The sequence below is a fragment of the Betaproteobacteria bacterium genome (assembly GCA_009693245.1).
Taxonomy (GTDB): Bacteria; Pseudomonadota; Gammaproteobacteria; order Burkholderiales; family SHXO01; genus SHXO01.
This window is the reverse complement of record SHXO01000025.1, coordinates 19928-33556: the sequence shown is the minus strand read 5'-3', so window position 1 is coordinate 33556 and position 13629 is coordinate 19928. Positions and strand designations below refer to the sequence as shown.

Here is a 13629-nt window from a genome sequence, read left to right as displayed (position 1 = left end):
CGCCCGCAACTGATCGAGCGTCGTGAGTTTGGTTTCGTTCATGTCGATCATCATTCCTAGAATGATCGACCCAATTACGCCCCTTCAGACTCAAACCATGTTGGAAATACGATCCCACCTTCAGACTCAAACCATATTGGATAAGACTCCCGTGCAGCCCGTTGTCCGCGAGGGCAGTGATGTCCGATCCATGGCGAGCCTTGGAAAAACCAAGAGGCATTGCACATCGGGGCGGCTTGTGATAAATGCGGGTTAGTTCTTAATTACCCCCACCTGCAATAATACAAACGCTACCATCGTCACCAACATGACGGAGGCAGCGAACCACAGAATATAAGTCGTCACTTGGCTGGGAGCTACGTCCGGAGGGAGCTTCTTGTAGCGGAGGTACAAGACCGCGAATGCCAGCACCGGGAGCATCAAGCCCAGCACCACGCCGCCCGCCTTGATCATTTGCACCGGTTCTCCAGTGGCGAAGTAGATGATGCACGGGATCACGGAGAGCGCGATGGTGAACAGTCTCTGGTAGCGCAGCCGTGCGTCGTAGTCATTGGCCATGAAGCGTCCCATCAGCCGCATCATGTCGGCGAATATTCGGGAATTGGCGGCGGTGGCGGCGAACACGGTGCTGTAGAGCACGAAGATGGCGCCTACGTAGAACAAATACAAGCCGAAGCTGCCCATGGTCTCGCTGTACATCTTGGAGAGCACGGCGATGGTTTCGTTGCCCTTGGGTATCTGTCCCAAGGTATGCAGCACGCCCGCGCCGAGCATGTAGAACGCCACGGTGGCCAGCGTGTACACGCACATGGAAACGAAAATGTCGAAGTGCATGACACGTATCCATCCCTTGGCGCGGCGGCGCCAGGCTTCGCTCTCCTCGCGCGGACCCACGAAGCGGGCGTAGCCCTTCTCCACACACCAGTAGGGGTAAGCGGATAGCTCGCCGGCGTTAACGCCGGTGATGCCGAAGACGGCGATTGCCACGACGATGCCTTCTTCCGGGAGATCGAACTTGAGACCACCGGCCATCTGTCCCCAGGTGAAGTATTCCGGCTGGCTGGTGAGGATGGCCGCGGCGCACAAGGTCATCAAGGTGAAGACCGCCACCATCCATACGGCGAGGAACTCGACGTGTCTGTAAGCGCCTCGCAGCAGCACGGCCAATGTCACGAACGTCAGGATGACGACCCACACCCCTTCGGGCAGGGCGGGGATGAACTGCACCATCACCTGCGCGATACCGGCATACATGGCGCCGATCAAGGGCAAGGAGAGCAAGATGATGATCCCCCAGGTCCACACTACCCAATTGACGCCGCGCGCGCGCGGGCCGGGAAAGTGATTGAGCGCGGCGAGGCCCGTTTCACCAGTGGCCACCGTGTAACGGCCCCAAACGCATTGCACCACGGTCTTGATGAGGCAACTGAACAAAATCATCCACAGCATTACGTAACCCACGTCAGCCCCCAAGCGGGTGGTTGCGATCAACTCGCCGGTGCCCACGATTGCCGCGGTCAACAACATGCCCGGGCCAATACGCGATAGCGTGCCGCCCAGGGTGCTCGGCGGTTCTTCGATTGCCGCGGGGTCAAAGGAGTAAGGGTCTTTTCTCATGACCCGAGGATTCGCCCGTAACGTGCGATCTTGTCTTCGTCCAACTCCACGCCGAAACCGGGTTTGTCCGGCACGGGCATGCAGCCGTCGGTGGGATCCAGCCGTACAGGTTGCGCGAGATACCACTGGAAGATGTCGCTGGTGAATCCGGGCGGATCGTGAAACACCTCTACGAAGGGGCAGTTAGGCAATGCCGCGCAAAGATGAAGGTGAGCTATGAATCCCATTCCGCCGCCACCGTGGTGCGGCGCGCAGAGTTTGTGATGCATCTCGGCGTAAGCGCAGGCCTTTCGGATCTGGCTCATGGTTTCTCCCACCATGGCTTCCGGCTGCAGCACGTCGTAGCAATTGCGCTCCACCAGCCAGCGATACTCATGCAAGCCGAGATTGTTCTCGCCGCCCGCGATCAAGATGTCCACCGCTGCCGCAAGCCGCGACAAATTGTCGAAGTCGTACCGGCCCAGCGGTTCTTCGAGCCAGTACACACCTAGGCGTTCGAGCTCGCGCGCGGTGTGCAACGCGCGTTCATAACTCCAAACGATGCTTCTCGCGGGTTGTTGAGTGCCGGGTAACTGGGCTTGATTGGCATCCACCAGTAGCGCGAATTCGCTCCCCACGGCGTTACGCACCGCTTCCACCTGGGCAATGTCGGCCTTCAGGGTTTGCTCGTGAATGCGCAGCTTGGCCGCGCGCCAGCCGCCGGCTTGCACGAGTGCGATATCCCGCGCTCGCGCGAGCGGTTCTCGCACTTCGATGCAAGATGCATAGGCGGGGACCCGGTCGCGATAACCGCCCCAGAGTTTGTACACCGGCTGGTTGCAGGCTTTGCCGATGATGTCCCAAAGGGCGATCTCCACGCCCCAGGCTTCGCCCGCGCCGCGAAATACGCGGGCGTGACGCTCCAAGGCGAAAGGGTCTTGGCCAATGAGCTGAGGTTTTATCCAGGAATCGATCTTGGGTGAGACCGTGTAGCCCGGCGATCCCAGACCGGTGATCCCCTCGTCGGTGAAGACCTTGACCACGGTACCGCCATAACGCATCCATTGACTGCCCGGTGCCCAAGCCGGCTTCATGGGGTAAGGCAACGGCGGGCCCGCTAGTTCCAGCACCTGGATGTCTGTAATCTTCATGACGCTCCTCCTGGTTGCGCGGAACTATAACTTCTTATGGACCTGGCTGCAATCAAGTCCTGGACACTCAAGTGAAACCGGCCTACGGGGCCCGGGCCGGACCACCGTGACTTATTGATGTGGCCAGCTTAGCCAGGATAATTGGGGTAAATTTCGGTCTTGGCCTCACGTATTCCTCGCCCAATCTCGGACGCTAAGTAGCCCGCACACAATGCCTCGCGCCCGTCGCTATTTCTTGCCCGGCCACGTGTGGCATCTCACCCACTGGTGCCACGAGCGCGCTATCTTGTTCCAATTTGCCCGCGAGCGGGCAGTCTATTCGCGCTGGTTGTTCGAGTCGAGAAAGCGATACGGAATCTGCGTACTCAACCACGCCGTCACCTCCAATCACGTGCATCTTGCCGTTTCGGCACCGACGTCGTGTCGCACCAGTGCGGCACGGTGCGCTTCGGGAACGATCCGGCCACCTCCGCGCTCGACCCGTTTTGCAAGGCATGGGATCACGATAATCTGTACGTGGCCGATGCCGGATTCTTTCCGTCCTCGGGCGCGGTGAACCCCGCGCTGACCGTTGCCGCGCAAGCCCTGCTCGTGGGTCATCATCTGCGAACCGTGGTGTTGCGATGACCTGTCATGAATGACAAGAAGAGAAATATTTTCGACTACATCGTTGCTGGCGGTGGCAGCGCTGGATGCGTGCTGGCGAACCGGCTGAGCGCCGACCCATCGGTTCGCGTGCTGTTAATCGAGGCCGGCGGTAGCGACTGGCATCCGTATTTTCATTTGCCCGCCGGATTTGCGAAGATGACGAAGGGCATCGGCTCCTGGGGCTGGCACACCGTGCCGCAGAAGCACTTGAAGGGCCGGGCGTTGCGTTACACGCAGGCCAAGGTGATCGGCGGCGGTTCATCCATCAACGCGCAGATTTACACGCGCGGGCATCCGGCCGACTACGACGAATGGGTGAGCGAGGCGGGTGCCCCCGGATGGGGTTATGAGGACGTGTTGCCGTACTTCAAGCGCGCTGAAAACAACCAGCGCTTCGCCAATCGCTTTCACGCCTACGGCGGGCCCCTTGGCGTGTCGAATCCCGTGAGCCCGCTTCCCGTTTGCGAAGCGTTTTTCCAGGCCTGGCAGGAGCTGGGCATTCCCTTCAACCCGGACTTCAACGGCGAGCGCCAGGCCGGGTTCGGCTACTACCAGTTGACGCAATTGGGTGCCAAGCGTTCGTCGGTAGCCACTGCCTACCTCAAGCCGTTTCGGCACCGCGAGAACCTCGTGGTAATGCTCAACACGCAGGCGCTACGCATCGTCGTGGAGAGTGGCCGTGCCATGGGGGCCGAAGTCTCGGTGCGTGGTGGCGCGCCGCAAGTGCTACGCGCGGCGCGCGAAGTGATCGTCGCATCGGGTGCCATCGGCTCGCCGCGGCTATTGATGCTCTCCGGCATCGGCCCCTCGGACCCTCTGCGATCCGCCGGCGTGAAAGTCGTGCACGACTTGCCCGGAATCGGCGCGAACCTGCAGGATCATCTCAACTTGTTCGCGATCGCCGAATGCACTGGCGACCACAGCTACGACAAGTACAACCGTGTGTACCACGCCGCTCGCGCTGCCTTGCAATACCTGCTGTTAAAGACTGGCCCCGTGGCCTCCAGCCTCTTCGAGACCGGGGGCTTCTGGTACGCCGATGAATGTGCTCGCTCACCCGATATTCAGTTTCACCTGGGGTTAGGTTCTGGCATCGATGCCGGAGTCGCGAAAATGAAAATCTCCGGCATCGTACTGAACAGCGCTTACTTGCGGCCGCGTTCGCGCGGCACTGTCAAGCTGGCCAGCAGCGCCCCCCGCGCGGCACCCTTGATCGACCCGAACTACTGGGCCGATCCGGGCGACCGCAAGCTCGCCTTCGAGGGCTTGCGCATCGCGCGTGAAATCTTGAGGCAGCCGTCCTTGAAGCGCTTCGTACGCGCCGAGGTGCTGCCTGGACCTCGCGCGAACAGCGACGAGGATCTGTTCGAGTACGCTTGCCGCAGCGCGAAGACCGACCACCATCCCGTGGGCACTTGCCGCATGGGGCCGCCAAGCGACCCCATGAGCGTCGTCGCCCCCGATCTGCGCGTGATCGGAATCGAAGGCCTGCGCATTGCCGATGCCTCGGTGATGCCGCGCTTGCCCTCCTGCAACACCAACGCGCCCGCGATCATGGTCGCCGAGAAGGCGGTGGATCACATTCTCGGGCGCACCGGAGTTACCCACCATGAAACCGCCACGGCCTGACGGGTTACGGCACGCGGAGCGGTGCCATACCATGGCGCTGATTTATCGCGAGCTATTCTCGCTAGAATACCTCCCGCTCCCATGAAGTTACCTCGCGAACGTTTCGATCTCTACGAGGAGGGAAAGGAATCGGCCCGCGTCATGGCGATCGCCGTCCATCCTTACATCAGCGGCGTGCCGCACCGTATCAAATATTTCGAGGCGGTCTACGAATACCTCAAGCAAAAACCCGGCGTCGTGTTTTGGCGGGGCGAGGAAATCTTGGACTGTAATCGCGGAAACAAAGCGTGACTCGCACTTTTATCAAGGACGTACGTATCCTGGACGGCACGGGCAACCCATCCTTTCCCGGCCAGGTACTGGTCGAGAACGAATTCATCGCGGGTGTTTGGCCTAGCGCGCCGGGTGCCAATGTGGGCGATGCAAGGATAGTCGGGGGCAAGGGCGCGACATTGATGCCGGGCCTGATCGAGCCGCATTCGCACATCACGTTCACCAACTACACGCGCTCGGTGGAAATGGGATCTATTCCGCCGGAAGAGCACATGCTCATCACGGTTCGCAATGCGCGCAAGATGCTGGACATGGGTTTCACCAGTTGCTTCAGCGCGGCTTCAGCGAAGCCCAGGCTTGACGTGGTGTTGCGCAATGCCATCGATGCCGGCGAATTTCCGGGGCCGAGAACGCTGGCGGCTTCACCGGAAATGACAGTGACCTCCGGGCTCGGAGACGTACGCCTTTCCCATCTGTATCGCGAGAACTTCGCGGTGGTACTGGATGGCGCGGACGAGTTCCGGCGTTACGCGCGGCTCATGTGCCGTGAGGGGGTGGATACGCTCAAGATGAATATTTCTGGCGATGCCGGAACGCCAGCGTCGCCTTCCCATACGACAGTGATGACGGAGGCCGAAGTCGCGGCAGTGAGCGAAGTGGCTCGCGCCCACGGCAAGCGGCTGGCCGCCCACACGCGAAGCGCGGAGTCGGTGAAGCTCGCACTGCGCCATGGCGTTGATGTGCTCTATCACGCCACTTTGATCGACAGCGAAGCGCGGGATTTATTGGAGGCGAATCGCGAGCGCGTGTTTGTCGCGCCTACATTGGGCAGCCTTTACGCGACGTTGCACGAATCGGAATCGTGGGGCATCAAGTTCAGTCCCGTACAACGGCGTGCGATGGAAGACGAGTTGAATACGGGTATCGAGAACATGAAGGCGCTGAAGAAGCGGGGTGTTCGGGTTTTGCCTGGCGGCGACTACGGCGTGGCGTGGGCGCCCATCGGTGCCAATGCCCGGGACCTTGATCACTTCGTTCGATTGCTGGGTTTCTCGCCCATGGAGGCCATCCTGGCCGCGACAAAATCAGGGGCGCAAATCATGCACATGAGCGAGCGCACCGGGTGCGTGCAGCCCGGGTTCCTCGCCGATCTCGTTCTGGTGAAGGGCGATCCTCTGGCGGATGTCGCCATCCTCCAAGGGGAGGATAACATCCTGGCGGTGATGAAGGAAGGAGAATTCCACAAGCCTTTCGCGGGATAGAATCCCTTCGAAGCTCACAACCCTCCTGGAGCCGGTATAGCCGAATCAAAATGGATGCGCTCGCTTCGGCAACATACGTGTTACGAACAAGGGGAATCCCCCTTGTTGATCCACGAAACCAGGGGGTGGCGGCGTGAAGGCCTCGCGAAATTTCTTATCAATGAACGTAAGTGACTAAGAGCATGACAATCCCTTGGCCCGAGCAAATTTTCCAGGAACTCAAAGCCGCGCAGGTCAGGCAAGTGGCCTTCGTGCCAGATGCCGGGCATAGCCAGCTCATCCGCATGTGCGAGCAGGAGCCCGCCATGCGTGCCGTATCGCTCACCACGGAAGAGGAGGGCGTGGCCATGCTGGCCGGCGCCTGGCTGGGCGGCCAGCGCGGCGTGCTACTCATGCAATCGAGCGGGGTGGGCAATTGCATCAACATGATTTCGCTACAGCAGGAATACCGCATCCCCTTGCTCGCCTTGGTGACCATGCGCGGGGAGTGGGGCGAGTTCAACCCGCAACAAGTACCCATGGGCAAGAGTACGCAAGCCGTGCTGGAAGCCGCTGGCGCCTATGTGTACCGCTGCGACGATGCCGCGCAAGCGCAAGAGACCGTGAGTGCCGCGGCGGCGCTCGCTTTCAACTCCTCGCGCGTGATCGCGGTGCTGATCGCCCAGCGCGTGGTGGGTACCAAGAAATTTCTGAAGTGATGCCATGACAAAACTCAATCGAAGAAAAGTGGCGTCGTGCCTTTTGCGCGACCGGGGCGATGCACTGGTGGTGACAGGCCTTGGCAATCCCAGTTACGACGTGATGGCCGCAGGGGATTCTCCCGCCAATTTCCATCTGTGGGGTGCCATGGGCGGGGCGGCCATGGTGGGATTAGGCATCGCCCTGGCCCAACCTAAAAAACGCGTGATCGTGATCACCGGCGATGGCGAAATGTTGATGGGTCTCGGAGCCCTGGCCACCATCGCGGTGGAACGCCCAAGCAATCTCGCCATCGTGGTATTAGACAATGAGTTATACGCTGAAACGGGAATGCAGGCGACCCACACGGGGCGCGGCGTCGATTTGACCGGCATGGCAAAGGCGGCGGGCTTCCCCGAGGCGGTCACTGTGCGGACCGAGCAAGAACTGGAGGCCCTCGCGGGGAAGCTTTTCGCATCTTCATTGCTGTTTGGTTTGGTCAAGATTTCCACGGAACCTAATCCCGTGGTGCTACCCCCGCGCGACGGCCCCTATTTGCGAGGTAGGTTCAGAGAAGCACTCATGGGGCGGGAGGCGCACCAGTAACTTACGCCGCTGGCAGTGTAATGACGATGCAAGCGCCGCCCAAACTGCCACGCTCGATGGAAACGCGGCCCGCGTAGGCATCCACGATATCGCGCGTAAGCGCTAGTCCTATCCCTTGGCCGGGAGTGCTTTGGTCCAGTCGCACTCCGCGCTCCATGATGCGGTGGGCGTCTTCCCCTGGGATGCCGGGCCCGTCATCTTCGATTTCGATTCGCAGCGTTTGATTTTCCGCGCGGGAGCGCACGCGAACGCGTGACTTGGCCCATTTGCAGGCGTTGTCCAGTACGTTGCCCAGGATTTCCATCAAATCCCCATTGTCGCCGCGAAAGGCGATCTCGGCGCCGATGTCAATTTCGCTTTGAAGAGACTTATCCGCATGGACCTTGAGCACGGCATTCAAGGTGCGCCGCACGGCCCCATGCAGCGGGATGGGGGTGGCCAGTGCGCGCTTTCCCGACGTGGCGGCGCGTTGCAGGTGATAGCTCACGATCTTGTCCATGCGATCCACGTGCTCATCCAAGGAGGCTTGAAGATCCGCATCCTTGTCCGAGGTCGCGCCGCGAATCAAGGCCAGCGGGGTTTTCAAGCTGTGCGCGAGATCGGCCAGCGCATCGCGGTAGCGCCGCTGCTGCGCGCGTTCTCGCAGCAGCAAGGTGTTGAGGTTTTCGGTGAGCAAGTTAAGTTCGGTGGGATAGTTGCCTTCGACTTTCTCCTTGCCGCCTTGCTGGAGCAGTTTGATCTCATGGGCCACCTTGCGCAGCGGATTGAGCCCCCAGCGCAGCACCAACCATTGGGCGGCGAGGAGAAGCACGGCCATGCCCCCCAACCAACTCCACAAGCTCTGGCGGTAGGCGGCGAGCTGTTCTTGAAACGGTGCGGTGTCCTCGGCCACGGAAAAGGTGAAGGGGTAACTTGCCTTGCCCACGGCCCAACTGATGCCATAACTTTGGACAAAGTAGCGGTTGCCGCTTTCGACACGCTCTTCGAAGCGTTTTTCGCCGGCCGGCAACTCGGGGCCAACCGGCACGCTGAGGGAAAGATGAGAGCGCGACTTCCAGAGCACGGCGTCCCCCTTTGTTTTGATGGCGGCGTAAAGTCCCGATGCAGGAAGATCAAGGCGCGGTTCCATGGCACCGCTACCCAAGGTGATCTGGCCGCTGGCGTCCACTTCCGTGGCGGCGATGAGGAGATATACCTGCGCAAGCAAGCGTTCCTGCCGCGCCGCGCGCGCGCTTTCGCGAAAGGCGCGCTCCAAGGCAAGCGCCGATAGGGCTATGAACACGGCAAGCACCAACCCCGCGCTTACGGTGACGCGCGTGCTTAAGGAGCGCATGGGAGCAGCGTTTCGACTTTACCTTTTAGCATCCCTCAGCTCTCGCTTAGCGCAAACCGGTACCCGCGCCCGCGTAGGGTTTCCAAGGGTTGCACGCTGCCATCGGGGTCGAGCTTGCGGCGCAGGCGCCCGATCAGGACTTCGATGACGTTGCTGTCGCGCTCTTCGTCGTGAGGATACAGATGGGCCGCGAGCTCGTCCTTGGATAGCACGCGGCGTCGTTCGCGCACCAGGTGTTCGAGTAAGCGGTATTCGAAGGAAGTGAGATCGACTGGCGCGCCGTTCAACATTACCTTCTGTTCTCTCATGTTAATGGCGAGCGGGCCGCAGCGCATGATCTCCTGGGCGATGGCCGCGGCGCGGCGCAAAAGAGCCTTGAGCCGGGCCAACAACTCCTCCACTTGGAAGGGCTTGGTGAGGTAATCATCGGCGCCGGCTTCCAAGCCTTCGACTTTGTCTTGCCAGCGGCCGCGCGCGGTGAGAATCAATATGGGTAGGCGGCTGCCCTTGCCGCGTAATCGCCGGATGATGTCTAGGCCTGAGATTCCTGGGAGACCGAGGTCGACGACGGCGGCATCGATGGGATATTCGGTGGCGAAGAACAATCCTTCCTTGCCCTCGCCCGTGGCGTCTACAGTGTAACCTTGGGTTTGTAAGGTGGAGCGCAGTTGCTCGCGCAACTGGGGCTCATCCTCCACGACCAGTACGCGCATGGCGATTATCCAAGGGTCGGCTAGCGCATCTCGCCGGTCGCGGGGTCCACGAAGACCACCCGCACTTCGCCGTTGCGAGTGAGTACCTTCAACCGGTAACCATCGGAAGTTTCGCGCGCATCCAGCACCAGCCCGCCCGTGCGCCGCTGCACCTTGGCGATGGCTTCGTCCATGCCGATGCGCCGGTTCGCCGAATTGCCCTGGGCGTACTCGTGAGGCATGACGTCACGCCAGCGTTCTCGCCCTCGGTCCGCCAGGGGGGCTGACGGTGCGGCGGTCAACACGGTCATGGCGGTAACGAGAGCGAGTTTGAGAGGCGCGGTCATTGTGAGGGCGGGTTATTCGTCGCGGTCGTCGTGGCGGCGCCGGTCGTAACGATCATCGTCACGGTCCGTGGAATCCGAACGCATGGCGGCGGGTTCCACGGTCACGTTAATCGCGAGTTTTGTCCCACGGTGGTAAGGCATTACCGCATTGTACGTGTGCCCTTGGTACTCGTAGACCACGCGATAGCCGGAGATGCGGTTCTCCCAATGATCCACCATGCGGCAGCGCCTGACTTCGCGCTCGTAATATTCGTCTCGGTCGTAGAGGTCGCGGGCCTGCAAACGGTCCCCCACGATGGCGCCGACAACCGCACCCGCCGCCGAAGCCGCCACGCGGCCATGGCCGCGCCCTACTTGCGCGCCGAGGATGCCGCCCGCCACGCCGCCGATCAAGGGGCCGGCCAAGGAGCGCTGTTCGCGGTAGCGCTCGGGGACGTACTCCGAAAAGCATTCCTTGCGCGGGAGGTTCACTTTCTCGTACTCGGGCGTCACGTCCTTGACCCGCGCATAGTCTTCGAAGACATGGCCTGCGTAGGCCGTGGGGGCCAGGAAGGCGAGAGCCGTGGCCAGGGTGGTGAGCTTGGTGTTCATGAGGGTTCCTTTCGAGTTTCAGGGGTTAGTCCAAATCGCCGCGCAAGATGAAAGTGATGCTGCTTCCGTCATCGAAGTGGCTGGGGCCGAAGGCGTGATGGGGCGGCACCCAGTGGTTGCACCAACGGTCGTGCTGGTGGCGATGATGCTTCCAATAGTCGTGGCGGGGGTGCTCGCTGGGCGCCCAGTGCCTGCGCCCGCTATAACGGTCGCCGTGTCCGCCATCGTGCCGTTCATAATGCTGTTCGCGACGGTCGTCGCGGTCATGGCGGTCATCGAAACCACGGTATTTGAAGTCACCCGCCACGGCGTTCGCGCTTAGCAGTGCCGCACCTATTGCCAGAGAGATCAGCTTGCCGTTCATGATTTGCTCCTTTTCAAGTGAGCCCAGTGGTTGCTGGGTTGAGCGAGAGATTAAAGAGGGGTCGCTGAACGCTTCCTGAACGAACCCAAAACGTTCCCAAGCGTTTGTTTATCGGAGGGTAGTTCTTGAATCGAACGCGGGTGTTTAGCTAAAAGAGCCGCTCTGGCAAGGGGTGGCGCTATACTTCCGCCCCCAAACCCGCCGGCCTGCCTTGGAAACTCCTGCCCCCCTTCGTGCCCCGCGCGCCTTGTTTTCCTACCGGAAGCACTGGGCCCAGCGCTTCGGTGTCGCGCCCTTTCTCCCCATGACGCGGGAGGAAATGGATGCGCTCGGCTGGGATTCTTGCGATGTGATCATCGTGACCGGGGACGCCTATCTGGATCACCCGAGCTTCGGCATGGCCTTGGTGGGCCGCTTATTGGAAGCGCAGGGGTTTCGGGCCGGTATCATCTCCCAGCCCGATTGGCACTCGGCGGATCCCTTCCGCGCCCTCGGTAAACCGAACCTGTTCTTCGGCGTGACGGCGGGCAACATGGATTCCATGGTGAACCGCTATACCGCGGACCGGAAAATCCGCTCGGACGATGCTTACACTCCCCATGCGGCGCCCAACAAGCGGCCCGACTACGCGGTAAACGTGTACGCGCACCGTTGCCGCGAGGCTTATTCGGACAGCAACATCATTGCCGGCAGCATCGAAGCCAGCCTGCGCCGCATCGCGCATTACGATTACTGGACCGACAAGGTGCGCCGCTCCGCGCTGGCGGATTCCAAGGCGGACCTTCTGATCTTCGGCAATGCCGAGCGTGCATTGGTGGAGGTGGCGCACCGCATCGCCAAGGGCGAGCGCGCGCGCGATATCCGCGACGTTCGCGGTACGGCCTTCATGGTGCCGCGCGGCTGGCGGCCAGCCGAGGATTGGGCCGAGGTGGATTCCACTCAGTTGGACAAGCCTGGGCGGATCGAGCCCCATGTGGATCCTTATGCCATGGAGGGGGGCAATGAGGGAGGCGGGAGGGGGGAGGGGCGAGGAGGAAAATCTCCCTCACCCCTTTCCCCTCTCCCGGGGGGAGATTGGAAAGGGCCCTCACCCCTAGCCCCTCTCCCGGGGGGAGAGGGGAAGGTTGTGGCGGTGCCGGTGCGGTTCATGCCCAGGGCCGAGAAGTTGGCGGCGCGCAAGGCGGAGCGGGCGAAGCAGGTGGTGCGGCTACCTTCATACGAACAGGTGAAGGATGATGCGGTGTTGTACGCTCACACCTCGCGCGTGTTTCATCTGGAATCCAATCCGGGCAATGCGCGTGCCTTGGTGCAAGGCCATGGCGAGCGCGATGTGTGGTTGAACCCGCCGCCCATTCCGCTTACCACGGAGGAGATGGATGGCGTGTACGGATTACCCTACGCGCGCGCGCCTCATCCGAGTTATGGCAACGCCAAAATTCCCGCGTGGGAGATGATTCGCTTCTCCGTGAACATCATGCGCGGATGTTTCGGTGGCTGCACGTTTTGCTCCATCACGGAACACGAAGGGCGCATCATCCAGAGCCGCTCGGAGAGTTCCATATTGCGCGAGATCGAAGAGATCCGCGACAAGACACCCGGCTTCACCGGCGTGATTTCCGATCTGGGCGGGCCCACGGCCAACATGTACCGCATGGCGTGCAAGGATCCGAAAATAGAATCTTCTTGCCGCCGTTTGTCGTGCGTATACCCGGGAATTTGCGAGAACTTGAATACGGATCACGCGCCGCTGATCTCGCTTTACCGCAAGGCGCGTGCATTGCCCGGCGTCAAGAAAATCACCATCGGCTCCGGATTGCGTTACGACTTGGCCGTGCGTTCGCCGGAGTACGTGAAGGAACTGGTGACGCATCATGTCGGCGGTTATCTCAAGATCGCGCCGGAGCACACGGAGACCGGCCCGCTTTCGAAAATGATGAAGCCGGGCATTGGCGCCTACGAGAAGTTCAAGGAGATGTTCGAGAAATTTTCCAAGGAAGCGGGCAAGGAGCAATACCTCATTCCCTACTTCATCGCCGGGCATCCGGGCACCAGCGATGAGGACATGATGAACTTGGCCCTATGGTTGAAGCGCAATAAATTTCGCCCGGACCAAGTGCAGACTTTTCTCCCGACCCCCATGGCGCTAGCCACTGCCATGTGGCGCTCTGGCAAGAACCCGCTGCGCAAGGTGACGCCGGAAAGCGAGGATGTCGCCATCGTGAAAAGCGGCCGCGCGCGGCGGCTGCATAAGGCGTTCTTGCGTTACCACGACCCGGAGAATTGGCCCCTATTGCGGGAGGCCTTGCGCAACATGGGGCGCGCGGACTTAATCGGCCGCTCGAAGCACCACTTGGTGCCGCCCACGCAACCGCTTGGCATGCCGCCAGAGAAACGTCTCGCAAGACCACGTTCAAGTGGATTTGGAACTCATACTCCCGTACGGGCAAAGCCGCGTTAGA

The 13629-nt window shown here is 61.1% G+C and carries 12 protein-coding genes and 2 pseudogenes; 7 read left to right on the top strand and 7 right to left on the bottom strand.

The genetic code is table 11. The features are described from left to right. Positions 1-252: 252 nt before the first annotated feature. Complete coding sequence (locus EXR36_06070; GenBank protein ID MSQ59209.1) at positions 253-1617, bottom strand: divalent metal cation transporter; 1365 nt, start codon at positions 1615-1617, stop codon at positions 253-255. Further along, on the bottom strand, positions 1614-2747 hold the full coding sequence (locus EXR36_06065) for a mandelate racemase/muconate lactonizing enzyme family protein (protein MSQ59208.1): 1134 nt from the start codon (positions 2745-2747) through the stop codon (positions 1614-1616). Before EXR36_06065 ends, EXR36_06070 begins: the two co-directional genes overlap by 4 nt. Positions 2748-3152: 405 nt before the next feature. On the opposite strand from EXR36_06065, the pseudogene EXR36_06060 reads away from it, so the two are divergent. The 6 genes and pseudogenes from EXR36_06060 to EXR36_06035 all read left to right on the top strand — a co-directional run bounded on the left by EXR36_06060 (position 3153) and on the right by EXR36_06035 (position 7843). Then, positions 3153-3374, top strand: a pseudogene (locus tag EXR36_06060) (dehydrogenase). Between the two features lie 6 nt (positions 3375-3380). Continuing rightward, entirely contained in the window at positions 3381-5024 is a 1644-nt protein-coding gene (locus tag EXR36_06055) for an alanine-phosphoribitol ligase (protein MSQ59207.1), read from the top strand. 96 nt (positions 5025-5120) lie between these two features. Next, a pseudogene (locus EXR36_06050) lies at positions 5121-5243 on the top strand (polysaccharide deacetylase). A gap of 68 nt (positions 5244-5311) precedes the next feature. Then, positions 5312-6559: an amidohydrolase family protein gene (locus EXR36_06045; GenBank protein ID MSQ59206.1), complete on the top strand. Its 1248-nt coding sequence runs from the start codon at positions 5312-5314 to the stop codon at positions 6557-6559. A gap of 182 nt (positions 6560-6741) precedes the next feature. Then, positions 6742-7257 (top strand): phosphonopyruvate decarboxylase, encoded by a 516-nt coding sequence (locus EXR36_06040; GenBank protein ID MSQ59205.1) that lies wholly within the window; start codon positions 6742-6744, stop codon positions 7255-7257. Between the two features lie 4 nt (positions 7258-7261). Beyond that, positions 7262-7843: an aldehyde dehydrogenase gene (locus EXR36_06035; protein ID MSQ59204.1), complete on the top strand. Its 582-nt coding sequence runs from the start codon at positions 7262-7264 to the stop codon at positions 7841-7843. A gap of 1 nt (position 7844) precedes the next feature. Here EXR36_06035 and EXR36_06030 read toward each other — a convergent pair whose 3' ends face one another. From EXR36_06030 to EXR36_06010, 5 genes are read right to left on the bottom strand one after another with little or no spacing between them, the layout of a single operon-like run. After that, positions 7845-9176 (bottom strand): GHKL domain-containing protein, encoded by a 1332-nt coding sequence (locus tag EXR36_06030; protein MSQ59203.1) that lies wholly within the window; start codon positions 9174-9176, stop codon positions 7845-7847. A gap of 35 nt (positions 9177-9211) precedes the next feature. Continuing rightward, the gene (locus EXR36_06025) at positions 9212-9889 is read right to left on the bottom strand and encodes a response regulator transcription factor (GenBank protein MSQ59202.1); all 678 of its coding nucleotides are present in this window, start codon (positions 9887-9889) and stop codon (positions 9212-9214) included. A gap of 20 nt (positions 9890-9909) precedes the next feature. Beyond that, positions 9910-10215, bottom strand: coding sequence for a hypothetical protein (locus EXR36_06020; GenBank protein MSQ59201.1), 306 nt, complete (start codon positions 10213-10215; stop codon positions 9910-9912). A 12-nt stretch (positions 10216-10227) separates the two neighbouring features. Then, positions 10228-10806 (bottom strand): glycine zipper 2TM domain-containing protein, encoded by a 579-nt coding sequence (locus tag EXR36_06015; protein ID MSQ59200.1) that lies wholly within the window; start codon positions 10804-10806, stop codon positions 10228-10230. A 25-nt stretch (positions 10807-10831) separates the two neighbouring features. Next, positions 10832-11170, bottom strand: a complete 339-nt coding sequence (locus tag EXR36_06010; GenBank protein ID MSQ59199.1) for a hypothetical protein — start codon at positions 11168-11170, stop codon at positions 10832-10834. Between the two features lie 211 nt (positions 11171-11381). Here EXR36_06010 and EXR36_06005 point away from each other — a divergent pair, with 211 nt between their 5' ends. Further along, the gene (locus EXR36_06005) at positions 11382-13628 is read left to right on the top strand and encodes a YgiQ family radical SAM protein (GenBank protein ID MSQ59198.1); all 2247 of its coding nucleotides are present in this window, start codon (positions 11382-11384) and stop codon (positions 13626-13628) included. Position 13629: the final 1 nt, after the last annotated feature.

What these genes read in the sequence shown, in the direction of transcription:
- EXR36_06070 (MSQ59209.1), bottom strand. Translation starts at nt 1,617, where the DNA reads ATGAGAAAAGACCCTTACTCCTTTGACCCCGCGGCAATCGAAGAACCG.
- EXR36_06035 (MSQ59204.1), top strand. Translation starts at nt 7,262, where the DNA reads ATGACAAAACTCAATCGAAGAAAAGTGGCGTCGTGCCTTTTGCGCGAC.
- EXR36_06040 (MSQ59205.1), top strand. Translation starts at nt 6,742, where the DNA reads ATGACAATCCCTTGGCCCGAGCAAATTTTCCAGGAACTCAAAGCCGCG.
- EXR36_06025 (MSQ59202.1), bottom strand. Translation starts at nt 9,889, where the DNA reads ATGCGCGTACTGGTCGTGGAGGATGAGCCCCAGTTGCGCGAGCAACTG.
- EXR36_06055 (MSQ59207.1), top strand. Translation starts at nt 3,381, where the DNA reads ATGAATGACAAGAAGAGAAATATTTTCGACTACATCGTTGCTGGCGGT.
- EXR36_06030 (MSQ59203.1), bottom strand. Translation starts at nt 9,176, where the DNA reads ATGCGCTCCTTAAGCACGCGCGTCACCGTAAGCGCGGGGTTGGTGCTT.
- EXR36_06015 (MSQ59200.1), bottom strand. Translation starts at nt 10,806, where the DNA reads ATGAACACCAAGCTCACCACCCTGGCCACGGCTCTCGCCTTCCTGGCC.
- EXR36_06065 (MSQ59208.1), bottom strand. Translation starts at nt 2,747, where the DNA reads ATGAAGATTACAGACATCCAGGTGCTGGAACTAGCGGGCCCGCCGTTG.
- EXR36_06020 (MSQ59201.1), bottom strand. Translation starts at nt 10,215, where the DNA reads ATGACCGCGCCTCTCAAACTCGCTCTCGTTACCGCCATGACCGTGTTG.
- EXR36_06010 (MSQ59199.1), bottom strand. Translation starts at nt 11,170, where the DNA reads ATGAACGGCAAGCTGATCTCTCTGGCAATAGGTGCGGCACTGCTAAGC.